At 69.4% G+C, this 24,326-nt stretch carries 23 protein-coding genes and 1 pseudogene; 9 read left to right on the top strand and 15 right to left on the bottom strand.

Features of this window, described 5'->3' with window-relative positions; all coding sequences use genetic code 11:
• From cysT to A5702_RS04175, 3 genes are all read right to left on the bottom strand, one after another.
• Positions 1-835 (bottom strand): sulfate ABC transporter permease subunit CysT (gene cysT / locus A5702_RS04185; protein WP_068218491.1); only part of this gene is annotated, 835 nt, incomplete at its 3' end.
• Positions 832-1,869 carry a sulfate ABC transporter substrate-binding protein gene (locus A5702_RS04180; RefSeq protein ID WP_055402568.1) on the bottom strand — a complete coding sequence of 346 codons (1,038 nt, stop codon included), beginning with the start codon at positions 1,867-1,869 and terminating at the stop codon, positions 832-834. The genes A5702_RS04180 and cysT, both read right to left, overlap by 4 nt.
• A gap of 318 nt (positions 1,870-2,187) precedes the next feature.
• On the bottom strand, positions 2,188-2,382 hold the full coding sequence (locus A5702_RS04175; RefSeq protein WP_068218487.1) for a hypothetical protein: 195 nt from the start codon (positions 2,380-2,382) through the stop codon (positions 2,188-2,190).
• 54 nt (positions 2,383-2,436) lie between these two features.
• Between A5702_RS04175 and A5702_RS04170 the strand changes: the two genes are divergently transcribed.
• Together A5702_RS04170 and A5702_RS04165 are read left to right on the top strand one after the other, a co-directional pair.
• The gene (locus A5702_RS04170) at positions 2,437-3,672 is read left to right on the top strand and encodes an FAD-dependent oxidoreductase (protein WP_067818146.1); all 1,236 of its coding nucleotides are present in this window, start codon (positions 2,437-2,439) and stop codon (positions 3,670-3,672) included.
• Between the two features lie 65 nt (positions 3,673-3,737).
• A complete protein-coding gene (locus tag A5702_RS04165; protein ID WP_055402575.1) occupies positions 3,738-5,774 on the top strand; it encodes a glycoside hydrolase family 15 protein in 2,037 nt (678 codons plus the stop codon).
• 33 nt (positions 5,775-5,807) lie between these two features.
• On the opposite strand, the gene A5702_RS04160 is transcribed toward A5702_RS04165, so the two are convergent.
• The 4 genes and pseudogenes from A5702_RS04160 to lepA form a co-directional block, all read right to left on the bottom strand.
• Positions 5,808-6,551: a sensor domain-containing protein gene (locus tag A5702_RS04160; protein WP_068218485.1), complete on the bottom strand. Its 744-nt coding sequence runs from the start codon at positions 6,549-6,551 to the stop codon at positions 5,808-5,810.
• Positions 6,552-6,573: 22 nt separating this feature from the next.
• Positions 6,574-7,353: a sensor domain-containing protein gene (locus A5702_RS04155; protein ID WP_067818136.1), complete on the bottom strand. Its 780-nt coding sequence runs from the start codon at positions 7,351-7,353 to the stop codon at positions 6,574-6,576.
• Positions 7,353-8,072: a sensor domain-containing protein gene (locus A5702_RS04150; RefSeq protein ID WP_068218502.1), complete on the bottom strand. Its 720-nt coding sequence runs from the start codon at positions 8,070-8,072 to the stop codon at positions 7,353-7,355. Before A5702_RS04150 ends, A5702_RS04155 begins: the two co-directional genes overlap by 1 nt.
• An 11-nt stretch (positions 8,073-8,083) precedes the next feature.
• Positions 8,084-10,079, bottom strand: a pseudogene (gene lepA, locus A5702_RS04145) (translation elongation factor 4).
• Here lepA and A5702_RS04140 point away from each other — a divergent pair.
• Positions 10,061-10,636: a type II toxin-antitoxin system PemK/MazF family toxin gene (locus A5702_RS04140; RefSeq protein WP_055402583.1), complete on the top strand. Its 576-nt coding sequence runs from the start codon at positions 10,061-10,063 to the stop codon at positions 10,634-10,636. The pseudogene lepA and the gene A5702_RS04140 sit on opposite strands and share 19 nt — an antisense overlap.
• Before the next feature lie 143 nt (positions 10,637-10,779).
• Here A5702_RS04140 and A5702_RS04135 read toward each other — a convergent pair whose 3' ends face one another.
• On the bottom strand, positions 10,780-11,208 hold the full coding sequence (locus A5702_RS04135; protein ID WP_055402585.1) for a CBS domain-containing protein: 429 nt from the start codon (positions 11,206-11,208) through the stop codon (positions 10,780-10,782).
• A gap of 176 nt (positions 11,209-11,384) precedes the next feature.
• On the opposite strand from A5702_RS04135, the gene A5702_RS04130 reads away from it, so the two are divergent.
• Positions 11,385-12,224 (top strand): ribonuclease Z, encoded by an 840-nt coding sequence (locus tag A5702_RS04130; protein ID WP_055402603.1) that lies wholly within the window; start codon positions 11,385-11,387, stop codon positions 12,222-12,224.
• A gap of 3 nt (positions 12,225-12,227) precedes the next feature.
• Here A5702_RS04130 and A5702_RS04125 read toward each other — a convergent pair whose 3' ends face one another.
• From A5702_RS04125 to A5702_RS04110, 4 genes are all read right to left on the bottom strand, one after another.
• Complete coding sequence (locus A5702_RS04125) at positions 12,228-12,803, bottom strand: hypothetical protein (RefSeq protein WP_156669481.1); 576 nt, start codon at positions 12,801-12,803, stop codon at positions 12,228-12,230.
• A gap of 125 nt (positions 12,804-12,928) precedes the next feature.
• Positions 12,929-13,768 carry a transglutaminase family protein gene (locus A5702_RS04120; RefSeq protein ID WP_055402587.1) on the bottom strand — a complete coding sequence of 280 codons (840 nt, stop codon included), beginning with the start codon at positions 13,766-13,768 and terminating at the stop codon, positions 12,929-12,931.
• Positions 13,768-14,745, bottom strand: coding sequence for an alpha-E domain-containing protein (locus tag A5702_RS04115; protein ID WP_055402589.1), 978 nt, complete (start codon positions 14,743-14,745; stop codon positions 13,768-13,770). The genes A5702_RS04120 and A5702_RS04115 overlap by 1 nt, the downstream gene beginning before the upstream one ends.
• Positions 14,732-16,426: a circularly permuted type 2 ATP-grasp protein gene (locus A5702_RS04110; protein WP_068218482.1), complete on the bottom strand. Its 1,695-nt coding sequence runs from the start codon at positions 16,424-16,426 to the stop codon at positions 14,732-14,734. Before A5702_RS04110 ends, A5702_RS04115 begins: the two co-directional genes overlap by 14 nt.
• 138 nt (positions 16,427-16,564) lie before the next feature.
• On the opposite strand from A5702_RS04110, the gene rpsT reads away from it, so the two are divergent.
• Positions 16,565-16,825 carry a 30S ribosomal protein S20 gene (gene rpsT / locus A5702_RS04105; protein WP_055402594.1) on the top strand — a complete coding sequence of 87 codons (261 nt, stop codon included), beginning with the start codon at positions 16,565-16,567 and terminating at the stop codon, positions 16,823-16,825.
• Between the two features lie 10 nt (positions 16,826-16,835).
• Here rpsT and holA read toward each other — a convergent pair whose 3' ends face one another.
• The 3 genes from holA to A5702_RS04090 are packed head-to-tail and all read right to left on the bottom strand — an operon-like array spanning position 16,836 to position 20,255.
• Positions 16,836-17,786 (bottom strand): DNA polymerase III subunit delta, encoded by a 951-nt coding sequence (gene holA, locus A5702_RS04100; protein ID WP_156669480.1) that lies wholly within the window; start codon positions 17,784-17,786, stop codon positions 16,836-16,838.
• Positions 17,787-17,830: 44 nt separating this feature from the next.
• Positions 17,831-19,381: a ComEC/Rec2 family competence protein gene (locus A5702_RS04095; protein ID WP_068218497.1), complete on the bottom strand. Its 1,551-nt coding sequence runs from the start codon at positions 19,379-19,381 to the stop codon at positions 17,831-17,833.
• Positions 19,382-19,403: 22 nt separating this feature from the next.
• Complete coding sequence (locus A5702_RS04090) at positions 19,404-20,255, bottom strand: ComEA family DNA-binding protein (protein WP_068218476.1); 852 nt, start codon at positions 20,253-20,255, stop codon at positions 19,404-19,406.
• A gap of 177 nt (positions 20,256-20,432) precedes the next feature.
• Between A5702_RS04090 and A5702_RS04085 the strand changes: the two genes are divergently transcribed.
• From A5702_RS04085 to A5702_RS04070, 4 genes are read left to right on the top strand one after another with little or no spacing between them, the layout of a single operon-like run.
• Positions 20,433-21,593 (top strand): acyl-CoA dehydrogenase family protein, encoded by a 1,161-nt coding sequence (locus tag A5702_RS04085; RefSeq protein WP_067821069.1) that lies wholly within the window; start codon positions 20,433-20,435, stop codon positions 21,591-21,593.
• A gap of 7 nt (positions 21,594-21,600) precedes the next feature.
• On the top strand, positions 21,601-22,707 hold the full coding sequence (locus A5702_RS04080; protein ID WP_068218473.1) for an acyl-CoA dehydrogenase family protein: 1,107 nt from the start codon (positions 21,601-21,603) through the stop codon (positions 22,705-22,707).
• 3 nt (positions 22,708-22,710) lie between these two features.
• Positions 22,711-23,142, top strand: a complete 432-nt coding sequence (locus tag A5702_RS04075) for a PPOX class F420-dependent oxidoreductase (protein ID WP_068218470.1) — start codon at positions 22,711-22,713, stop codon at positions 23,140-23,142.
• A gap of 26 nt (positions 23,143-23,168) precedes the next feature.
• Positions 23,169-24,227 (top strand): dihydrodipicolinate reductase, encoded by a 1,059-nt coding sequence (locus tag A5702_RS04070; RefSeq protein ID WP_067821061.1) that lies wholly within the window; start codon positions 23,169-23,171, stop codon positions 24,225-24,227.
• Positions 24,228-24,326: the final 99 nt, after the last annotated feature.

The raw sequence follows: 24,326 nt of genomic DNA, 5'->3' as shown, positions 1-24,326 counted from the left end.
GGATGAACAGCACGACGAAGGATATCGACAGGAGCACGATGGAGATGGCGGCGGCGCCGGTGCGGTCGTCGTTCTCGATCAGCGTCCGTATCCACTGCGACGAGACTTCCGTCTTGCCGGGGACCGCGCCGCCGATCAGCACCACCGACCCGAACTCCCCGATCGCCCGCGAGAAGGCCAGGCCCGCACCGGACAACAGCGCCGGGGTCAGCGACGGCAACACGACGGAGGTGAAGATCTTCGGCCCGCTGGCCCCCAGCGACGCCGCCGCCTCTTCGGTTTCCCGATCGATCTCCAGCAGCACCGGCTGCACCGCGCGCACGACGAAGGGCAGCGTGACGAACGCCAGCGCCACCGCCACGCCCCAGGCCGTGTGCTGCAGATGCAGACCCACCGGGCTGTTGTTGCCGTAGAGGGCCAGCATCACCAGGCTGGCGACGATGGTGGGCAACGCGAAGGGCAGATCGATGATGGCGTCGACGAGGCGCTTGCCGACGAAGTCGTCGCGCACCAGCACCCAGGCGATCACCAGGCCGAAGACCAGGTTGAGCAGGGTGACCCCGGCCGAGATGGTCAGCGTCACCCGGAACGACTCCAACGCCGCGTTGGACGTGACCGCGAGCCAGAAGGCGTGCCACCCGCCCCCGGCGGCCTGCCAGGCGATGGCGGCCAGCGGCAGCAACACGATCACCGAAAGCCACAGTGTCGCCATGCCCACCCGCAGCGACGTGGTGCCCGAGCGCCGCGCCCTCGCCGGGCGCCGCGGGACGTCACCGGACGGGGGCCCCAGCTCCGGCCGAATCGCCTGCGGGTCGGGTGTGATCGCGGCCGTCATCCGGTGGCCTGCGTGTAGATCTTGGTGATGCTGCCGGTGCTCTTATCGAACAGCTGCGGGTCCACCGGCGTCCAACCGCCGAGATCGGCGATCGTCCACAGTTTCGCCGGCGCCGGGAACTGGTCGCGGAATTCGGCGGCGACGGCCGGATCGACGGGCCGAAAGCCGGCCTGCGCCCACACCTTCTGCGCCGCTGCCGTGTACTGGAAGTTCTTGAAGGCGACCGCGGCGTCCAGGTGCGGGCTGGTGGTCACCACCGCCACCGGGTTCTCGATCTTGAACGTCTGCGGTGGGTTGACGTGCTCGACCGGCTTGCCGGCGCGCTCGGTGGCGATCGCCTCGTTCTCGTAACTGATCAACACATCCCCGCTGCCCTGGACGAAAACATCGGTCGCTTCCCTTCCCGATCCGGGCCGCAGCTTGACGTGCTCGTGGACCAGCTTGCTGATGAAGTTGACGCCGGCCGCAGCGTTGGCGCCGCCCTCGCTCTTGACGGCATACGGCGCCAACAGATTCCACTTGGCCGACCCCGAGCTCAGCGGGCTGGGGGTGATGACCTCCACGCCCGGGCGCAGCAGGTCGTCCCAGTCCCTGATGTTCTTCGGGTTGCCCTTACGCACCACCAGGGTCACCACCGAGCCGAACGGAATTCCCTTGGTGGCGTCCGTATTCCAGTCCTTGGAGACCTTGCCGGCCTTCACCAACCGGGTGATGTCCGGTTCGACCGAGAAGTTCACGACGTCGGCCGGCTTGCCGTCGACGACGCCGCGCGACTGGTCGCCGGAGGCGCCGTACGACGTGATCACCTGCACGCTCTTGCCCTCCTCGGCGGCATTGAACGCCGGGATCACCTTGCTCCAGCCGGGTTCGGGGACCGAATAGGCGACCAGGGTGATGCTGGTGTGCGCGTTGGTCGGGCCGCTCCCGCCTACGACGTCACTGGCCCCGCCGCTACATCCCGCGAGGAGGGCGACGACGAGTGCAAGCGCGGCGACCGGCCGCCAGCGCGGCGAGCCGGCGATGTCGTTGAGCATTCGGGCCTTCCGGTACGGGGACTTAGGAGATATCGATCCCGATGCTGCGGAAAGGCGCCATAACCGACGGGAGAGCTCACGAACCCCATACCAGACCGCACACGGGTTGCAGTCAGCGACAACAGTGCACGAAGACATGGCGCTTCACCGCACCCGATGTCACATGCATGGCGGGAAGCCTAACAGGAATCGTCCGGCCCGCCACCGCGCGAGGGGCCGAGCGGGCAACCCACGCTCAGTGCGTCAACCACCATGCGACGATCACCAGGACCACCAGCGCGACCAGAATCAACGTCACGTGTGACCGAGGCATGCGAATTACCCGGGCGCCGCGTCGGCGTGGCGGACGCGGCGCATCAGGGCGATGCCCTTGCCGAGCAGGCCATCGAGCAGTCCCGCCGTGACGGCGGCCACCACCAGCACGACCGGCATCACCACCATGGCCTGCAGGACGAAAGCGAGCCCGGAAAGCCACAGCTCGTTGCCGTCCCACCAATTGAGGAATGCGGTCACGGGGCTCACCCTATTCGGCCCTGCAGCGGAAAACCAATGTGCCAAGATCGGCGCATGTCTGCCCCCTCGTCTACGCCCGAGGCAACGGCCTGCCTGATCGCCGGCGGTGGCCCGGCCGGCATGGTGCTGGGCCTGCTGCTGGCCCGCGCCGGCGTCGACGTCACGGTGATGGAAAAACACGCCGACTTCCTGCGCGACTTTCGCGGCGACACCGTGCACGCGAGCACGCTGCGCCTACTCGACGAGCTGGGGTTGGGCGCCCGGTTCGCGCAGATTCCCCATCGCCTGATCGACACGGTCCGCATGGAGATACAGAACCAACCGGTGGCGCTCGACCTGACCCGCCTTCCGGGCGCGCACAAACACATCGCCCTGGTGCCGCAATGGGACTTTTTGGAGCTGGTGGCCAGCGCGGCCGAGGCCGAGCCGAGCTTTACGCTCCTGCGCAGCACCGAGGTGATCGGCGTGCTGCGGGACGGGGATCGCGTCGTCGGCGTCACCTATCGCGACCAGGCCGGCGAGGTCAAAAGCATGCGCGCCGAGCTGACGGTGGCCTGCGACGGCCGCTCGTCCACGATCCGTTCGGCGATGGGCCTGCGACCGCACAGTTTCGGAGCGCCGATGGACGTGTGGTGGTTCCGGTTGCCCCGCCACCCCGACGATCCACCGGGGCTGGGCGGCGTGCTGCGGGCCGGACACGCGGTCATCGTGATCGATCGCGGCGATTACTTCCAGGTCGCCTACATCATCCCGAAGGGAACCGACGCGAGTCTGCGGGCCGAGGGCATCGAGGCGCTGCACCGGGTGCTGGTCGGCATGGTGCCCTGGCTGGGTGACCGCGTGCAGGCGCTGACGTCCTTTGATGACGTGAAACTGCTTGACGTGCAATTGAATCGGCTTCCCCGCTGGTATGCCGACGGCGTCCTGCTGATCGGTGACGCCGCACACGCGATGTCGCCGGTCGGCGGGATCGGAATCAACCTCGCGGTGGCCGACGCGGTGGCCGCCGCCCGCATCCTGGCCGGCGCGCTGCGCACGGGACGGGTGCCCACCTGGCGGCTGGCCCGGGTGCAGGCGCGCCGCTGGATGCCCACCGTGCTGCTGCAGGCCGCGCAACGGGGCATCCATGCCAACGTGATCGCCGCGGCGGTGGCCCGAAACGAGGACCGCGCGCCGGGGGCCGTGCGGCTGGTGAGCCGGTCCACACCGCTGCGGCGGCTGCTCGGCTACCTCGTCGCGATCGGGCCACTGCCGGAACACGCCCCGCGGTTCGCCCGACGCCGCGGGTGAGGAACAGTGACGCCACGTCGTCGAAAGAATGGACGCCGGGCCGCCCGACAGATGATGATGGCGGGATGGTCCTGCACGCCCAGCCCGACGACCAGCCCGCCGACGCCATGCCCGAGGAAGCGTTCGAGGCGGCGCCGGCGGCCATCGCGTCGCCCATCGACTTCAGCGCGCCGGCACCCCTGGCCTCCAGCGCGGCACTGCGGAACCCTTTTCCGCCGATCGCCGACTACGCCTTCCTGTCGGACTGGGAGACCACGTGCCTCATTTCCCCCGCCGGGTCCGTCGAATGGCTGTGCGTGCCGCGGCCGGACTCCCCCAGCGTCTTCGGCGCCATCCTGGACCGTAGCGCGGGTCATTTCCGGCTAGGCCCCTACGGCGTCTCGGTGCCCTCGGCGCGCCGCTACCTGCCCGGAAGCCTGATCATGGAGACCACGTGGCAGACCCACACCGGGTGGTTGATCGTGCGCGACGCGCTGGTCATGGGGCCGTGGCACGACATCGAGCGCCGATCGAGGACGCACCGCCGCACCCCGATGGACTGGGACGCCGAGCACATCCTGCTGCGCACCGTGCGCTGCGTGAGCGGCACCGTCGAGCTGATGATGAGCTGCGAACCCGCGTTCGACTACCACCGCGTGGGCGCCACCTGGGAATACTCGGCCAACGCGTACGGCGAGGCCGTCGCGCGGGCCACCAAACAGCCCGACGCCCACCCGACCATGCGGCTCACCAGCAACCTGCGGATCGGGCTGGAGGGCCGCGAGGCGCGGGCGCGCACCCGGATGAAGGAGGGCGACGACGTGTTCGTCGCCCTCAGCTGGACCAAGCACCCGGCGCCGCAGACCTACGAAGAGGCCGCCGACAAGATGTGGCAGACCACCGAGTGCTGGCGCCAATGGATCAACATCGGCAACTTCCCCGACCACCCGTGGCGCGCCTACCTGCAGCGCAGCGCGCTCACCCTGAAGGGGTTGACGTACTCGCCCACCGGCGCGCTGCTGGCAGCCAGCACCACATCGCTTCCGGAAACCCCTCAGGGCGAACGCAATTGGGACTACCGCTACGCGTGGGTGCGCGACTCCACCTTCGCGTTGTGGGGGCTCTACACGCTCGGGCTGGACCGTGAGGCCGACGACTTCTTCGCTTTCATCGCCGACGTTTCGGGGGCCAACAGCAACGAGCGTCACCCGCTGCAGGTGATGTACGGCGTGGGCGGCGAACGCAGCCTGGTCGAAGAGGAGCTGCATCACCTGTCCGGCTATGACCATGCCCGCCCGGTGCGCATCGGCAACGGCGCGTACGACCAGGTGCAGCACGACATCTGGGGCTCCATCCTCGACTCGTTCTACCTGCACGCCAAGTCGCGCGAGCAGGTCCCCGAGACCCTGTGGCCGGTGCTGAAGAAGCAGGTGGAAGAGGCGATCAAGCACTGGCGCGAGCCGGACCGGGGCATCTGGGAGGTCCGCGGCGAACCGCAGCACTTCACCTCGTCGAAGGTGATGTGCTGGGTGGCGCTCGATCGCGGGGCCAAGCTGGCCGAGCGGCAGGGCGAGAAGAGCTACGCCCAGCAGTGGCGGGCCATCGCCGAGGAGATCAAGGAGGACATCCTGCAACACGGGGTGGACTCCCGCGGGGTGTTCACCCAGCGCTACGGCAGCGACGCGCTGGACGCCTCGCTGCTGCTGGTGGTGCTGACCCGCTTCCTGCCGCCGGACGACCCGCGGGTGCGCAACACCGTGCTGGCCATCGCCAACGAACTCACCTCCGAGGGCCTGGTGCTGCGCTACCGCGTGGAGGAGACCGACGACGGGCTGTCCGGCGAGGAGGGCACGTTCACGATCTGCTCGTTCTGGCTGGTGTCCGCCCTGGTGGAGATCGGCGAGGTGGCGCGCGCCAAGCGATTGTGCGAGCGGCTGCTGTCGTACGCCAGCCCCTTGCACCTCTACGCCGAGGAGATCGAGCCGCGCACGGGCAGGCACCTGGGCAACTTCCCGCAGGCGTTCACCCACCTGGCGCTGATCAACGCGGTGGTGCACGTGATCCGCGCCGAGGAGGAGGCCGACGGCTCGGGGATGTTCCAGCCCGCCAACGCGCCGATGTAGCGGGTCGCGGCGCTAGGTGCAGCCGGCGCCGCGTCAGCTGCGGGCGCTGAGTTTGTCCATCAGCGCGTGGGTGAGGTCGATGGCGGTGGTGTTGATGTCGCCGTTGCCCTGATCCGCTGGACCATAAATGGGAATGAAGTCGACCGTCATCTCCACCACGTACGGCCCCTTGACGCCAAGCGCCCGGGCCGTGGGGATGGCATTCAAAACCGAGTGTTGGCCGGACCCCCTCGAAACCGTCGCCGCCACAACCGAATCCGCGACGCGCACGTTGGAGATGGCATCCAAACCGTAGACATCGACAGGCTTGACGGTCAGCGTGGTTCCGTCGCACTTCTGCCACTGCGCGGCGAACCTGGCGAATAGCGCGGCGGCGTCCGCGTCAGACCGCAACGCGACGACACCTTCCTCGACGCTGTCGATCTTCACCGAATCGCCTTTGTGTACCCACATTTCGGCGGCGGTTTGTTGTATCGGCGCCGGGGCATACGGGCCCCGCTGCATCCAATGGACGACGCCGATGCAGTCGGCGGGTTGCGCGTCATCCCATGCGTTTCCCAGTTTGTCGGCGCCCCCGAACTCCGAGTAATGCGGGTAGGGCTGGAACGGCTGGCTGAGCAGTTTCGCCAGCGCGGTGCCGTCGAACAAGGCCCGTTCGATGGCTGGCACGTGCCCCGCGTTCGGCGCCAGAACTGCTGTGCCGGAGGTGGTTTCGGTGCAGCCGCCGGCCAGCAGCACCGCGATCACAACGGCCGGAACGCGCCAGCGGTTCTTCACTTCGTCCCTGACCTTCCCGGCGTCACCCCAGCGCGCTGACCTTGTCCATCATCGCGTGCGCGAGGTCGATGGCGCTGCGGTGCACGTCTCCGGACCCCTCGTCCGACGAGCGGGTGGAATTGAAGAACGCCACTTCGACCTCGACGAGGCAGTTCCCCCGCAGGCCGATGGCGCGCGCTTCGGGCCTGGGCCCGCTCGACGGTAGGCCGGGCAGCTGGGTGTCGATCGAAAGGGTCGCGGCCAGAACGGATTCGGAGACCCGGACCTCGGAAATGGTGTCCGACAAGACGATCGAGGGCCGGTCGATGATGATGCTGGGGCGACCGATCGTCACGGTGGTGCCGTCGCAGTCGCGCCACTGCTGCGCGAACTGTTGGAACAATGCGGCGGCCCCCGCGGCGCTGGAGAGCGCCACCACGCCCTCGGCGACGCTGATCACCTTCGCCGGCCCGCGCTGGTTCCACCACGTCTCCCGCGCCGCATTCTTGACGTCGCCGGATCGGTAGGCGTCCTGCACCATCATCGAGGTGACGCCGACGCAGTTGGCGGGCGAGACCGCGCCGAAGGCCGGCGGCAGCACCTCGGGGCCGCCGAACCGCGCCGGCAGTTCGTTCTTGCTGCCGAAGGACTGGCCCAGCAGCTTCGACAACTCGGCGTCGTCGAGGAGCACCTTCTTGACCGGTTGCCCGATGACCGGGTGGGGCTTCAGGTTCGGCGCCGGCCGCGCGGTGCCGGCGACCGTGCAGCCGGTGGCCAGCGCCACGACCGACAGGCAGCTGAGGACCATGCGGCCGACCCTCATCAGTTCGTGCTCGAGACTTTGCGCAACATCGCCTGCACGATATCGACGGCCCTGGTTCCGGCCTGGGCGCGCGGGCCGACGGCGACCTTGACGTCGGCGATCACGTCGCCCTGGACGCCGATCGCCCGCTCGTCCGGGCTCGGCGGGGTGTGATGGTTGTCCCACGCCATGATGGTCGCGGAAACTATCGGCCCGTCGACTCGGACGCCGGTCACCTTCGAGTACAACTCGGTGTCGCTCCTGTCGTGCGTGTACGCGGTGACCGTGGTGCCCGCGCAATGCTGCCATTGCTGCGCGAACGACGCGAAGAGCCGCTGCGCGTCGGCGGTCGACCCGAGCTCGATCGCCGCGGCCGTTGCGCTGGACACCTGCACCCCGGAGTCGTAATTCCAGTAGTCCTGCGTCGCGGCGCGGCGTACCGCGCCCTTCTCGTAGACGATGCGCATCGCCGGCGCGACGACCCCGAGGCATTCGATGGGCGCGGCGCCACCGGTGTCGCGAATTCCGTTGGGCAGCACGTCGATACCGCCCACCTCCGGCGGACGGTGGGGCGGCAGCTCATTGCCGACGGCGGCGGCGACCTCGGCGCTGTCCGGCAGGACCTGTTCCAGCGGCGGCACCGTGCCGCCGAGGCGGCCGGTGCGCGCGGCGGTCCCGGCGACGGTCGTGACGCATCCGGTAGCGAGCACGCCGATACCGACGAACGTCACGGCTCGCATCAGGATCACGGCTATTTCTTGCCTGAGGAACTGGATTTGTCGCCGCCGGCGTCGGTGGACAGCGCCGCCACGAAGGCCTCCTGCGGCACGTCGACCCGCCCGATGGTCTTCATCCGCTTCTTGCCTTCCTTCTGCTTTTCCAGCAGTTTGCGCTTGCGGGTGATGTCCCCGCCGTAGCACTTGGATAGCACGTCCTTGCGAATCGCCCGAATGTTCTCGCGCGCAATGATTTTCGATCCGATGGCGGCCTGCACCGGTACCTCGAACTGCTGGCGCGGAATCAGTTCCTTGAGCTTGGTGGTCATCTTGTTGCCGTAAGCCGACGCCCCGTCCTTATGCACGATCGCGGAGAACGCGTCGACGGCCTCGCCCTGCAACAGGATGTCGACCTTGACCAGCTGGGCCTCCTGCTCGCCGGCCTCCTCGTAGTCCAGGCTGGCGTAGCCGCGGGTGCGCGACTTCAGCGAGTCGAAGAAGTCGAAGATGATCTCGCCCAGCGGCATCGTGTAGCGCAGTTCGACCCGCTCGGGTGACAGGTAGTCCATGCCGCCCAGCTCGCCGCGGCGCGACTGACACAGCTCCATGATGGTGCCGATGAACTCGCTGGGCGCGATGATGGTGGTCTTGACGACGGGCTCGTACACCTCGCGGATCTTGCCCTCGGGCCAGTCCGACGGGTTGGTCACCACGATCTCGCTGCCGTCCTCCTTGATCACCCGGTAGACGACGTTGGGCGACGTCGAGATCAGGTCCAGGTCGAACTCGCGCTCCAGGCGCTCGCGGGTGATCTCCATGTGCAGCAGGCCCAAAAAGCCGCACCGGAACCCGAAGCCCAGCGCCACCGACGTCTCCGGTTCGTAGGTCAGGGCCGCGTCGTTGAGCTGCAGCTTGTCCAGGGCGTCGCGCAGGTTTGGGTAGTCGGAGCCGTCGACGGGATACAGCCCCGAGTAGACCATCGGTTTGGGCTCGCGGTAGCCCGTCAGCGCCTCGGTTGCGCCGTGGCGGGCCGTCGTGACGGTGTCACCGACCTTGGATTGCCGGACATCCTTCACCCCGGTGATCAGGTAGCCCACCTCACCGACCCCCAGGCCCTCGCTGGCCTTGGGCTCGGGCGAGACGATGCCCACCTCCAGCAGCTCGTGGGTGGCGCCGGTGGACATCATCTGGATGCGCTCCCGTGGGACGATCTTGCCGTCCATCACACGCACGTAGGTCACCACGCCGCGGTAGATGTCGTAGACGGAGTCGAAGATCATCGCGCGGGTGGGCGCGTCGGCGTCGCCTTGGGGATGCGGCACCTCGCGCACGACGTGGTCGAGCAGGTCGGCGACGCCCTCGCCGGTCTTGCCGGAGACCCGCAGCACATCGCCGGGCTCGCAGCCGATGATGTGGGCGATCTCCCCCGCGTAGCGGTCGGGGTCGGCGGCCGGCAGGTCGATCTTGTTGAGCACCGGGATGATGTGCAGGTCGCGGTCCAGCGCCAGGTACAGGTTGGCCAGCGTCTGCGCCTCGATGCCCTGGGCGGCGTCGACCAGCAGCACCGCGCCCTCGCAGGCCTCCAGCGCGCGCGACACCTCGTAGGTGAAGTCGACGTGGCCCGGGGTGTCGATCAGGTGCAGGACGTAATCTTGGTCCCCGACCTTCCAGGGCAGGCGCACGTTCTGCGCCTTGATGGTGATCCCGCGCTCACGCTCGATGTCCATCCGGTCCAGGTACTGCGCGCGCATCGAGCGCTCGTCAACCACCCCGGTCAGCTGCAGCATCCGGTCGGCCAGCGTCGACTTGCCGTGATCGATGTGAGCGATGATGCAGAAATTCCTGATCTGCGCCGGCGCGGTGAAGGTCTTGTCGGCGAAACTGCTGATGGGAATCTCCTGGTCTGGGCCCGCTCGAGGCCGCTTGAGCGATACGTCCAGCGTATCTGTGCGCGGTGGCCGAGACCTACTTGGACACAATCGCACCCACGCGCGCGCGTCTATGCTGCGAATATGGCGTCTCCCCGCAAATCCCAGTGGAAGACGATCCAGCGGTTCGCCCGCAACGCGATCATCTATGCACAGACCGCCCAGCTCGTCGCGCGGGAACTTCAGCACGCCGTGAAGGTCACCGCGGACGTCATCGCCGCGGCCGCGCCCCAACAATCCGCGGTTACCGCGGGCCGACCGGTGACCAGCGCGAGCTTCCCCACCGCGCAGCGCGCGCGCAAGCTGGTCTATGCCCCCGACCTCGACGGCCGGGCCGATCCCGGCGAGATCGTCTGGACCTGGGTGGTCTACGAGGACGATCCCACCCGCGGCAAGGACCGGCCCGTGCTCGTCGTCGGCCGCGACCGCCGGGTCCTGCTCGGACTGATGGTGTCCAGCCAGGAGCGCCACGCCTCGGACCGGGACTGGATCGGAATCGGTTCCGGCGCATGGGATTACGAGGGCAGGCCGAGCTGGGTCCGGTTGGACCGGGTGCTCGACGTGCCGGAGGAGAGCATTCGCCGCGAGGGCGCCATCCTGGACCGGGAGATCTTCGACGTCATCGCCGCCCGGCTACGGGAGGACTACGCCTGGAGCTAGCGGGTTAGGCCTACCGCCGAACGTGTAATCAGGGCGGAAAATCGGCCGAATCTTCGCCCAGAGTGCACGCTCGGCGAAATGCCCGGTCAGCCCTGCCCGGCGACGATGCGGGCCGCAACGCGGCCAGCTGAGGAGCCGGGCAATCAGCCCTGCGTGATGTAGGAGTGCAGCTGCTGCTGCTCGGCCTCGAGCTCTTCCATGCGGGTCTTCACCACGTCGCCGATGCTGACGATGCCAATCAGCTTCTTGCCGTCGAGCACCGGCACGTGGCGCACCCGGTTCTTGGTCATCAGCACGCTCAACGAGTCGACCGTGTCGGTCTTGGCGCAGGTGGCGACGTTGGCGGTCATGATCTTCGAGATCGGGCGCGACAGCACGCTGGCCCCGTGGGTGTGCAACTCGCGAACGACGTCGCGCTCGGAGACGATGCCGACGACACCCTCGTCGCCGACCACCACCATGGCGCCGATGTTCTGCTCGGCGAGGCCGGCGAGCAGCTCTTTGACCGTCGCCTCGGGGTTGATGGTCACCACCGCCGCGCCCTTGTTCCGCAAGACATCCGCTATCCGCATCTGGCCTCCAGCCGGTTGTGATCCGCTTCACATCAGGCTACGGCTAACTCGCGCGGCGCAAAAGCCACGACGAGAACCGGTAGCCGATCCGTGTCCATACCCTGACGCCGTAGTCCGAAACCACGGTTCCCGCGTTTGGGCCACCGCGGCGCGCCCCGGCTTGCAAGATAGGGGCCATGATCGAGATCACCCTGCTCGGGACCGGGAGCCCGATACCCGACCCGAACCGCGCCGGGCCGTCGACGCTGGTGCGGGCGGGCGGACAGGTGTTCCTGGTGGATTGCGGGCGCGGCGTGTTGCAGCGCGCCGCGGCGGTGGGCGTGGGCGCCGCCGGGCTGTCGGCGCTGCTGATCACCCACCTGCACAGCGACCACATCGGTGACCTCGGTGACCTGCTCATCACCCGGTGGATCAGCACGTTCGCGCCGGACCCCGCGCCGCTGCCGATCATCGGCCCGCCCGGGATCGCGGAGACGGTGGAGGCCACGCTGCACGCGTTCCGCCACGACATCGAGTACCGGATCGCGCATCACGCCGACCTGAACGCCCCGCCGGCCGTCGAGGTGCACGAATGCACTGAAGGACCGGTGTGGGACCGCGAGGGCGTGGCGATCCGCGTCGCGCCCACCGACCACCGGCCGGTCGCGCCGACCATCGGGTTCCGGGTCGACTACGGGGCGGCGTCGGTGGTGCTCGCCGGCGACACCGTGCCCTGCGCGGGCCTTGACGAGCTGGCGGCCGGCGCCGGCGCGCTGGTGCACACGGTGATCCGCAAGGACATCGTCGCCAACATCCCGCAGCAGCGGCTCCAGGACATCTGCGACTACCACTCGTCGGTCGAGGAAGCGGCGACGACCGCGGCCCGCGCCGGGGTGGGCACCCTCGTCATGACCCACTACGTGCCGGCGCTGGTGCCGGGCCAGGAAGAACAGTGGCGGGCGCTGGCGGCCGCGCGCTTTGGCGGGCGGATCGAGCTCGGCGACGACCTGCACCGCGTCGAAATCGGGACCCCATAACGGTCATTGCCGAATGTCGTTGCCCGGCAACGGCAACAGCGCGCCCGCCAGCACCAGCCAGGACAGCGCGAGCACCCGGGCGACCGGCAGGATCACACCGAGCTCCGGCCACGCCAACACTCCCGTCGCCGCCCCGGCGAGGACCGCGGCGCCCAGGCCGGCCCAGGCGATCGGCCTGCGCAGCACGCCCAAGTTCCGGCAAGCCACCGCCATCGCGCCGACCAGCACGCCGAGGGCCACGATGTGCCCCGGCCCGCCGACCAGAAACACCAGCAGGTACAGCGCCCGCACCAACGTCGTATCCGCGGCGACGTCGGGCCACGACAGCGGCCAGGCCAGCAACCCGCACAGCGCCAGCCCGCCGGCCGCCAGAATGCCTCCGGTGAGCGCGATCGCGGGCGCCGATCCGGCGGCCCCGAGCCGGCGCAGCCGGGCGCTGACCGTCGCCGCGTAGATCGCCAACGGGACCGACGACGCGAACGTCGCAACGGCCATGACCCGCACGGCAACCGGCTTCGCGCGGACGTAGGCCGCCGCGGCGGCCACCGGGCCGTACGGCAGCGGCATCACGCCGCCCAGCGCCACCCCGGCGGCGATTCCACCGAAGAGCAGCGCCGCGCACAGCAACGAGAGCAGCAGCAGCGAGGGACCACCGCGCCGGCGTTCGGTCATGGGTGCACGCTATGCCCGCGCGGCCTCGGCGGCTAAGCCAGCCGGGTCACCTCCACCACGACGTCCAGATCGGTCGCGCCCTCACCGGAGTAGATCCCCTTCAGCGGGGGGACGTCGGTGTAGTCACGGCCGGCGCCCACGCTGACGTATTGCTCGGAGAGCTCGGTTTCATTGGTGGGGTCGTAGCCCCACCACCCGCCGGTCCACGCCTGGATCCAGGCATGGCTGCGCCCGTCCACGGTGTCCCCGACGACGGCGTGCTCCTTGGGATGCAGGTAACCCGACGCGTAGTAGGCGGGAATTCCCATGGCGCGCAACAACATCAGCGACAGGTGCACGAAGTCCTGGCAGACGCCCTTGCCCGCGTTCAACGCGTCCAGGCCCGAGGAGTGCACGCTGGTGGTTCCGGGCAGGTATTCCAGCTGCTCGCGCACCCACTGGGCCGCGGCGACGACGGCCTCGGCGGGCTGGTGCGACTTGGCGATCCTCTTGGCCACGGAGGCAACCTTTTTGCTCGCCGGGGTGTGCTCGGTGGGGCGGAGCAATTCGTCGAACCGGTCGATCACCGCCGCCGAGCGCAGGTCGCTCCAGCCGACGTCGGTCACCGGCGGTTCGGGCCGCTCGGTCTCGACCACCGACGACGACGTCACCGTGAGGTCGGTGTGCGGCGCGTGCAGGTCGAACGCCGTCACCGCGGTGCCCCAGTAGTCGATGTAGCGATAGGAGCGGGTGGCGGGGATCGTTTCGACGCGATTGAGGATGACGTTCTGCCGGGTGTTCGACCGCGGGGTCAACCGCGCCTCGTTGTAGGACGCGGTCACCGCCGACTGGTACGCGTACCCGGTGGTGTGCACCACCCGCAGCCGCCACATCAGTTGTCCCCCGCCCTGCTGACCAATGTGGCGCGGTCGCCGGCGTCCGACCACGCCACCCACGGGGTGACGTGAAAGTACTGCACCGACAACGCTTCTCCGACATCGCGGCAGGTTCGCTGCAGCCCGGCCAGGCGGTCCTCCAGCGACTCCAGCAGGACGCCGGGTTGGACGAATTCCAGTTCGCTGCGGGCCTGCCCGAGCAGCCGCTGCGCCTCCCCCGTGGCCCCGATGCGGCTCTGCCGGTTGTGCAGCAGTTCGTCGAGGTTGTGTTCGGCCAGCCGCAACGAATAGAACACCGAACGCGGGAAAAGCCGGTCGAGCAACATGAATTCGACCACCCGCCCGGCGTCCAGGACACCGCGGTAGGTGCGCAGGTAGGTGTCGTGCGCGCCCGCGGAGCGCAGCAGCGTCACCCATGCCGGCGACGACGCGCTGTCGCCCACCCGGGAAAGCAACAGCCGCACCGTCATGTCGACCCGCTCGATCGCGCGGCCCAGCACCATGAAGCGGTACCCGTCGTCGCGGGACAGCGTCGAGTCCGCCAGCCCGGCGAACATCGCCGCCCGCCCCTCGATGTACGACAGGAATTCATGGGGCCCAAGGCGTTTCGCGGCGCGCTCGCGCTCGGCGAGGGCATGGTAGGTGCCGTTGAGGCACTCCCAGATCTCGCTCGAGGTCACTTCCCGCGCCGACTTCGCGTTTTCCCGCGCTGCCGTGATCGCGTCGACGATCGAAGAGCCGCCCGAAGCGTTGCTGCTGAAGGCCACCAGGTCGGTCAGCGACCAGACGTCGAGGTCGTGGGTCGGGGGGTCGATGCCCAGCACCCGCAACAGCAGCCGGGACGCCTGGTCGGGATCGACGCTGGAATCCTCGAGCAGCTGGTGCAGCACGACGTCGAGAATGCGCGCGGTGTCGTCGGCTCGCTCGACGTAGCGGCCGATCCAGAAGAGCGCCTCGGCGTTACGGGCCAGCACGGCGCTTCGCCCGTCGCTGTTGCTGCTGCAGCTGCTGTTCCTGCGGCGATTCCGTGGGTTGCGACTGTGTTTGCCGCAGCCGCAGCGCGCCGTCGGACGCCGGGTCGGCGATGGACTCCGGCAGCGAGCGCACGACCTCCGCCGCGCCGAGCTCGTGCTCACCGGCCGAGGTGCGCGACGCCAGCACCCAGGTGTCCTTCGAGCCCCCGCCCTGGCTGGAGTTGACCACCCTCGAGCCCTCGACGAGGGCGACCCGGGTGAGCCCGCCGGGCAGCACCCACACGTCTTCGCCGTCGTTGACGGCGAACGGCCGCAGGTCGACGTACCGGGGCGCCAGCGTGTTGCCGATCTGCGTCGGCACGGTCGACAGTTCCATCATCGGCTGGGCGATCCAGCTGCGCGGATCGTCGCGAACCTTCTTGGCGACGGTGGCCAACTCCTTGTCGGTCGCTTCCGGCCCGAACACGATGCCGTAACCGCCGGAGCCCTCCACCGGCTTGAGGACCAACTCGTCGATTCGGTCCAGCACCTCTTCGCGTTCGTCGTCGAGCCAGCACCGGTACGTTTCGACGTTGGCCAGCAGCGGCTTCTCGCCCAGGTAGTACTCGATCATGGTCGGCACATAGGTGTAGACAAGCTTGTCGTCGCCCACCCCGTTGCCGATGGCGCTGGAGACGACGACGTTCCCGGCGCGCGCGGCGTTGACCAGGCCGGCCACCCCCAGCACCGAGTCGGCCCGGAATTGCAGGGGATCCAGGAAGGCGTCGTCGATGCGTCGGTAGATGACGTCGACCTGAACCTCGCCCTCGGTGGTGCGCATGTAGACCTGGTTGTCCCGGCAGAACAGGTCGCGACCCTCGACCAACTCGACGCCCATCTGGCGGGCCAGCAGCGAGTGCTCGAAGTAGGCGGAGTTGTACACCCCCGGGGTCAGCACCACCACCGTCGGGTCGGCCTCGTTGGTCGCCGCCGAGTTGCGCAGCGCACGCAGCAGGTGGGCCGCGTAGTCGTCGACCGCCCGCACCCGGTGGGTGGCGAACAGATTCGGGAACACCCGCGCCATGGTGCGCCGGTTCTCCATGACGTAGGACACGCCCGACGGCGAGCGCAGGTTGTCCTCGAGGACGCGGAAGTTGCCCTTCTCGTCGCGGATCAGGTCGATGCCGGCGACGTGGATGCGCACGCCGTTGGGCGGGACGATGCCGACGGCCTGGCGGTGGAAATGCTCGCAGGACGTGATCAGCCGGCGCGGGATGATGTCGTCGTTGAGGATCTCCTGGTCGCCGTAGATGTCGTCGAGATACATTTCCAGGGCCTTGACCCGCTGGATGATGCCGCGCTCCAACCGGCTCCACTCGGCGGCCGAGATCACCCGGGGCACCAGGTCGAGCGGGAAGGGCCGCTCCTGGCCCGACAGCGAGAACGTGATGCCCTGGTCGATGAACGCGCGGCCGAGCGCTTCGGCGCGGGCCTTGAGCTCCGAGGCGTCCGACGGCGCGAGCTCGGCGTAGATGCCCTTGTACGGTCCCCGCACGCCGCCCTGGCCGTCGAACATCTCGTCAAAGGCCATCGAATAGACGTCCGACGACGTGTTGTAGCCGCCGAAGATGCGCTCAGCGCGCGCGGCGCGTAACCCCCGCCTGGTTTCCTCGAGCTGGCTAGGAAGACTCACTTTTAAGATGCTGCCTCAAATTGACGTTATGGCAGGCCACGGGTTCCCGTTTTGGGAGAAAACGTAACCGACTGATAACCTGGGCAGTCGCCGTGGTGGTATCCGGCGCCCCAAGCCAAACGTCGATTCGAAGAAGGAACTACAAGCGTGGCCAACATCAAGTCGCAGCAGAAGCGCAATCGCACCAACGAGCGCGCTCGCCTGCGCAACAAGTCGGTGAAGTCGTCGCTTCGCACCGCCGTTCGCGCGTTCCGCGAGGCCACCCATGCCGGCGACAAAGAGAAGGCCACGGAGTTGCTCGCGTCGACCAACCGCAAGCTGGACAAGGCGGCCAGCAAGGGCGTGATCCACAAGAATCAGGCGGCCAACAAGAAGTCGGCCCTGGCCCGAGCGCTCAACAAGCTCTGAGCCCCGCCGCTCATCGGTTCCGGTTGGCGGCCAGCTCGGCGACCTTTCTGACCGCCGCTTCCAGCGCGTAGTCGGCGTCCGCGACGGCCCCCTTGACGTTGGCGTTGAGCGTCGCCACCACCTTCATCGCGGCCGCCACGCTGTCGCGCGACCAATACCGCGCCTGCTTCTGGGCCTTCTGCACCCGCCAGGGCGGCATGCCCAGCTGCGACGCCAGCCGGTAGGGATCCCCCGACAGCGGTCCGACCCGGCCGATCGTGTGGATCGCCTCGGCCAGCGCGTCGGCCAACACCACCAGCGGCTCCCCGCGCAGCATCGCCCACCGCAGCGCCTCCGCGGCGCCCGCGACGTCGCCGGCCACCGCCTTGTCCGCGATGTCGAACCCCTTCACCTCGGCCTTGCCGCTGTGGTAGCGGCGCACCGCCGCCGGATTGACCACCCCGCCCGTGTCGGCAACCAGTTGCGAGCAGGCGGCCGCCAGCTCGCGCACGTCGGAGCCGACCGCGTCCAGCATGGCGGTCACCGTGTCCTCGTCGACCTTGACCTTCAGCGCGCGGAACTCCTTGCGGACGAAATCGATCCGCTCGCTGGCCTTGGTGATGCGCGCGCACGGGTGCACGACGGCGCCGAGTGACTGCAGCTCGGTGGCCAGCGCCTTGGCCCGCCCGGCGCCCGAATGCACCACCACCAGCATGGTGCCCAGCGGGACGTCGGCCGCGGCCGAGGTGATCACCGCGGCCGCCTCCTTTCCCGCCTCCCCGGCGGCCTCCAGCACGACGATCCGCTCGTCGCCGAACAGCGACGGACTCAGCAGTTCGGCGAGTTCGTAGGTGCTGACGTCACCCGCCCGCATCCGGCTGACCGGAACGTCCTCGATGCCGGCCCGCTTGCGCGCCGACCGCAACACGTCGGCCACCGCCCGCTCGACCAACAGCTCCTCGTCTCCGAGGACCAGGTGCAACGGCGAAACCTCGCTCACCCCACGATGGTGTCACGAGGCACCGACTACGCCGCTCGGGGATCCAACAGCTCCGACAACCACCACGCCAGCACACAGAGCGCGGCCAGGCCGACCGCCCGGCCGAACCAGCGCCGGCCGCGCAGCCGCGCGACCAGCACGACGATCGCCGCGGTCGCCCCGGCCACCAGCAGGACGCCCGGTGCCCCGGCGGGAACCGGCACCGTCGCCGCGGGCGCGCCGGCCGACCACCGCGCCACGTGCACCACCCACCACACTTCGGGCCCGCTGAAGCGGACCAACAGCTGGGCGCCGGACGGCCACGCCACGCTCAGCACGGCGGCCGCGCTGCCCAGCACGGTGATCGGCGCTATCACCGGTGCGGCCGCGAGGTTGGCGGCGATCGCCACCAGGCTGAGCCGCCCGGAGATGCCCGCCACCAGCGGGGCGGTCACCACGTGCGCGGCGGCGGCGATCGCCAGCGCGTCGGCCAGCGGTTTGGGGCAGCCCCTGGCCGCCAGGTAGCGCGACCAGCGGGGCGCGATGACGACCAGCGCGGCCGTCGCCACCACCGACAGCGCGAAACCCACATCCACGGCCAACTGCGGGGCCACCGCCAGCAATCCCAGCACCGCGGCGCACAGCGCCGCCATGGCCTGGCGCCGACGGGACGACAGCATCCCCAGCAGCGCGATGGCGCCCATCACCGCCGCCCGCAACACGCTCGCCGTCGGTTGCACGACGACGACGAACGCGGCGAGCGTGACGCCGGCGAGGACGACGGCGGCCCGCGGGCCGATCACGCGCGCCGAGAACAGGACGGCCGCGCACACGATGGTCACGTTGGCCCCCGACACCGCCATCAGGTGCGTCATGCCGGCCGCGCGAAAGTCACGGTCGGTCTCGGCGGTGACCGCCGAGGTGTCGCCCAGGACCAGGGCGGGCAGCATGGCCGCCTGCTCGGCGGGCAGCGCGCCACGGACGGCGGCGGTGAACCGGCCGCGCACCGCGTGCGCGGCGCGCTGCGCGGCGCTCGCGGTGCCCACGGTCGGGCGGCCCGAGGCGTTGAGCACCGCGACGGTGAGGTCGCGGCGGGTCGGATGGCCGATTCGTGCGGTGAACCGCATCGGCCGGCCCACCACCGGCCCGTCGGTTTCCGAGTCGAAGTCCGACGCCCGCACGAAAACGACCACCCGGCCGGAGGTCGGCGCGTCGCGCAGGCGCTGCAGCGTGGCGCGAAACATCAGCCGGCCGCGACCCAGCGGGACCGGACTCTCGGTCGGGGTGAGCGTCACCGGGGCCGCGGTGCCGAAGGCCGCGGTGATCGGGTGCCGATCGACCGCTTCGGCGCGCAGTGCAACCGCGAACCCGAATCCCGCGCCGACCACCCCGACCGCGGCCAGGCCGGCGGCCATCGCCCGCAACCGCCCGGCCTCGCCGGCCCGGCAGGCCAGCGCGCCCGAGGCCGCGAGCAACACCAGGCAGCACGCCGCCACCGTCCGGCCGATCGGCCACCAGATGCCGGCGGCGGTCACCAGCCAACAGGTGAGCGCCGCGGGCACCAGGCGCGCATCGAGGCGGGTCGCGCCCGAGTCGATGAGGCCGGCCGGCCCTGCGGCGTCAGACACGGACCAGCGCGCGCAACCTCTCCAGCCGCGCCGGGCCGATGCCGTCGACATCGGCGAGCTGGTCGACGGTGGTGAACTTGCCGTTGGCCTGCCGCCAGGCGACGATCGCGGCGGCCGTGACGGGTCCGACGCCGGGCAGGGCGTCCAAGTCCTCGGCGGTCGCGGTGTTGAGGTCGAGCACCTCGCCCGGCTTCGGCCGGGCCGTTCCGGACCGCGGCGGCGCCGGCTTCGGCGTCGGCGTCGGCGTCGACGCGGATGCCACCGAACTCCCCAACGCCGCCGGCTGCCCGGGCACGGGAGCCAGCCCGACGACGATCTGCTCGCCGTCGCCGAGCGGGCGCGCCATGTTCAGCCCGATGGTGTCCGCCCCGTTCACCGCACCCCCCGCGGCCTGCAAGGCGTCGGCGACCCGCGCGCCGGGCGCCAGGGTGACCAGGCCGGGGGTGTGCACCAGACCCACCACGCTCACCACCACGGGCCGGTCCGGGCCCGGGCCGGGGCTCGCCGAGGATTTGGGGCCGGCCGTCGCCGCCTTGTCCACCGGCGGCAGTTTGGCCGACATCACCGGCGCCGGCCGGTCGTGCAGCAGCGTGAACACCGTGACGAGGACGGCCAGCGCCGCCACGATCGCCAGCCCGATGGCACCCGCGCGTCCCGGGTCGGCGCGCAGCCTGGCCGCCCAGCCCCGATCCCGGGCTGCGTCGGGCAGCCAGCGCGGCAGCAGCGAATTCTGGTCCTCGTCCGCGGCGTCCTGTAAGGACGTCGCCCCCGCACCGTCGGCCTCGGTGTCGGCTTCGGCGCCCAGCCGCCGCTGCAGACGCTCGCCGGGAAGTTCGATTCGCATGCCGCGACCGTAGGCGCGCCGGCCGCCGGATCGGCCCCGCGCGGCCGCGCCGCGGCGCCCACTGGGGATTAAACCGAGGCTGTGCACAACCGCTCCGCGGGATGGGTCAATATGGAACCACGAACGCATCGCCAGCCAGCTGGTAGCCACGTTCACCCCAGACGACAGGAGGCCGCCGTGCAACTGGCGCTCACACCGGAGGAAGCCGCGTTCCGCGACGAACTTCGCACCATCTACACCACCAAGATTCCCGAAGAGGTGCGCGATCGGGTGCGCCGGGGCTCGGCGGAGGTGAACCGCGACGACATCGTCACCAGCCACAAGATCCTGCACGAACACGGTCTGGCGGTGCCGAATTGGCCGGTCGAATGGGGCGGCAAGGATTGGACGGCCACCCAGCACCAGATCTGGGCCGACGAGATGCAACTGGCGTGCGTCCCGGAGCCGCTGAACTTCAACACCAAAATGGTGGGGCCGGTGATCGCCGAATTCGGTTCGGAGGAGATCAAACAACGCTTCCTGCCGCCGACCGCCAGCCTCGACATCTGGTGGTGCCAGGGGTTCTCCGAGCCGGAAGCCGGTTCGGACCTGGCGTCGCTGCGCACCACCGCGGTCCGCGACGGTGACAGCTACGTCGTCAACGGCCAGAAAACCTGGACCACCTTGGGCCAGTACGCGGACTGGATCTTCTGCCTGGTGCGCACCGACCCGCAGGCGCCCAAGCGTCAGGCCGGCATCTCGTTCCTGCTCTTCGACATGAACACGCCGGGCATCACCCTGCGACCCATCAAGACGATCGACGGCGGCCACGAGGTGAACGAGATCTTCTTCGAAGACGTCCGCGTGCCCGCCAATCAGCTTGTCGGAGAAGAAAACAAGGGCTGGACCTACGCGAAGTTCCTGTTGGGCAACGAGCGCACCGGCATCGCCGGTGTGGGTCGGACCAAGGTGCGCCTCGCCGAGGTGAAGAGGCACGCCGCCGAGACCGGGCTGCTCGCCGATCCCCTGTTCGCCGCCCGGCTGGCCGAGGCCGAAAACGAGCTGCTGGCACTGGAACTCACGCAGTCGCGGGTGGTCACCGATTCCGCGAACGGCCAGCCCAACCCGGCGTCGTCGGTGCTCAAACTCCGCGGCAGCCAGCTGCAGCAGGTGGCCACCGAACTGCTCGTCGAGGTGGCGGGCCCCGACGCCCTGCCCGCCGACGGCGAGGGCATCGCGTCCCCGGCCTGGGCGCAACACAGTGCGCCGCACTACCTCAACTACCGCAAGACGTCGATCTACGGCGGCAGCAACGAGGTTCAGCGCAACATCATCTCGTCGACCATCCTGGGATTGTGAGGCTGCCATGGACTTTCAGTTGACCGACGAGCAGACCCTGCTCCGCGACACCACCCGCGATCTGCTGTCGCGCAGCTACGACCCGGAGAGCCGCAACAAGGTGATCGGCACCGATCTGGGCTGGAGCCGCGAGGTGTGGAGCCAGCTCGCCGACACCGGAATCCTCGGCCTCGGCTTCGACCCGGACGAGGCGGGCCAGATCGAGATCATGGTCGTGCTCGCCGAGGCGGGACGCCGGCTGGCCCCCGAACCGATCCTGCACGCCGCGCTGGCGCCGGGTGCGCTGATCGCCGAGCTGGGCACCGACGCCCAGAAGGAACAGCTCGACGAGGTCGCGGCCGGCCAGCGGCTGCTCGCCTTCGCCCACCTGGAGCCCGGTCACCGCAAGGCGACCGAGGGCGTGGTCACCAAGGCTGTGCGGCAAGGAGATTCGTGGGCGTTGACCGGCAGCAAGAACCCGGTGCTGGCCGGTGACTGCGCCGACACGTTGGTGGTGAGCGCCGCCTTGCCCGACGGCGGCACCGGCCTGTTCCTGGTCGACGCGGAAGCGCCGACCCGGCACCCCTACCGGACGTTCGACGGGCAGCGTGGCGCGCAGGTCGACTTGGACGCCACCCCCGCCGAACCCCTGGGCGAGGCGGTCGACGCCTCCCCTGCCATCCGCGACGCCATCGTCCGCATCCGGGCCGGGCTGTGCGCCGAGGCCCTCGGGGCGATGGAGGAGGCGCTGCGGCTGACCACCGATTACCTGAAGAGCCGCAAGCAGTTCGGCGTCACACTGAACAAGTTTCAGGCGCTCACCCAGCGGGCCGCCGACATGTACGTGTCGCTGGAATTGGCGCGCAGCATGAGCCTGTACGCGTCGATGTCCATCGCGGACGGCAACCTCGACCCGCTGATCGCGTCGCGCGCCAAGCTGCAGATCGGCCGCTCGGGCCGGCACATCGCGCAGGAGTCGATCCAGCTGCACGGCGGGATCGGGGTGACCGCGGAATATCCGGTGGCGCACTATGCGGCCCGGCTCACCGCGATCGAGCACACCCTGGGCACCTCCGGCGACCACTTGCACAACCTCATCGACCACCTCGGCGACTACGACCTGGCCCGGCTATAGCCGATGGCCGAGCCCGCCAAGCTCTCGCAAAGAGTCGTCGAGTTCCTGTCAGCGGGCACCCGCACCGGGATGCTGGGCTACGTCGCGGCCGACGGGCGGCCACTGGTGGCGCCGGTGTGGTTCGTGGTCGACGGCGACCAGCTGGCGTTCACCACCGGCCGGGACACGTCCAAAGGCCGTGCCCTGGCCCGTGATCCGCGCACGGTGATCTGCGTCGACGATCCCCATCCGCCGTATTCGTTCGTTCAGGTACAGGGCGTCGTCGCGCTCGGCGAGGAGCCGGCCGACGTGCTGGACGTGGCGACGCGGACCGGCGCGCGGTACATGGGCGCCGGGCGCGCCGAGGAGTTCGGCCGCCGCAACGCCGTCCCCGGTGAACTGGTGGTGCGGCTGCGCCCGACCAAGGTCATAGCCGGCTTCGATATCAGCGACTGAATCCCCCACCCGTCAAAGGAGACGCGATGAGCAAGCCCCCGATGGACCGCCCGCTCAAGGTGATCCAGTGGACCACCGGAAACATCGGGCGGCGCTCGCTGCACGCGATCATCGGCAGGGGAGACATGGAGCTGGTCGGGGTGTACGCACACGGGGCGGACAAGGTCGGGGTCGACGCCGCCGAACTGGCCGGCTGGCCGGAACCGACCGGCGTGCGGGCGACCAACGACATCGACGCGCTGCTCGCCCTGGGCCCCGACGCCTGTTGCTATAACCCCTTGTGGCCGAACGTCGACGAACTGGTGCGGTTGCTGGAATCGGGCGTCAACGTCTGCTCCAGCGCGGCCTGGATCACCGGCGGCAAGCAGACGCCCGAGGACCGCGAACGCATCGCGGACGCCTGCAAGCGAGGCGGTTCGACGATCTTCGGCAGCGGGGCGCACCCGGGCATGACGAACATGGTGGGCATGGTGTTGTCCGGCGCCTGTGAACGCGTCGACGAAATCCGCATCACCGAGTCGGTGGACTGCTCGACGTACGAATCGGCGGAAACCCAGACGGCGATGGGCTTTTCGCAGGATCCCGATACGCCTGGCCTGGCGGAAAGCGTGCGCCGCGAAAGCGAGGTCTTCGCCGAATCGGCCGCCATGATGGCCGACGCGATCGGGGCGAAGCTGGACCGGATGACCTTCGACGTGACCTTCACCGCCGCCACCGGCGATTCCGATCTGGGCTTCATGACCATTCCCGCGGGAACCGTCGGCGGCGTCTATGGCTACCACCGGGGCTGGGTGGGCGACCGCAACGTGGTCAGCGTCGGGTTCAACTGGACCATGGGCAGTCACGTAACCCCGCCCAAACCGCTGGAGCACGGCCACGTCATCCAGGTGTTCGGGCTGCCCAACATGCGCACGGTGCTGCACTGCCTGCCGCCCAAGGATTGGACCGAGCCGGGGTTCATGGGCTTGGGCATGATCTACACCGCGATGCCGGTCACCAACGCGGTCCCGGCCGTGGTGGCCGCCGAGCCCGGGATCGTCACCCTTGCCGACTTACCGCCGGTCACGGGCCGCGTGGCGGGGTAGGCGCGTATGCCGTTCGCCACATCGAAGGGCCCCGGAGGAACGCTTGCGTGCACTAAGGTTTACAGTGCTTAGCTGAGCAAATAGTCGAAAAGACAGCGG

It is taken from the genome of Mycobacterium sp. E3339 (assembly GCF_001666915.1).
Taxonomy (GTDB): Bacteria; Actinomycetota; Actinomycetes; order Mycobacteriales; family Mycobacteriaceae; genus Mycobacterium.
This window is presented reverse-complemented; position numbering and strand designations above follow the sequence as displayed.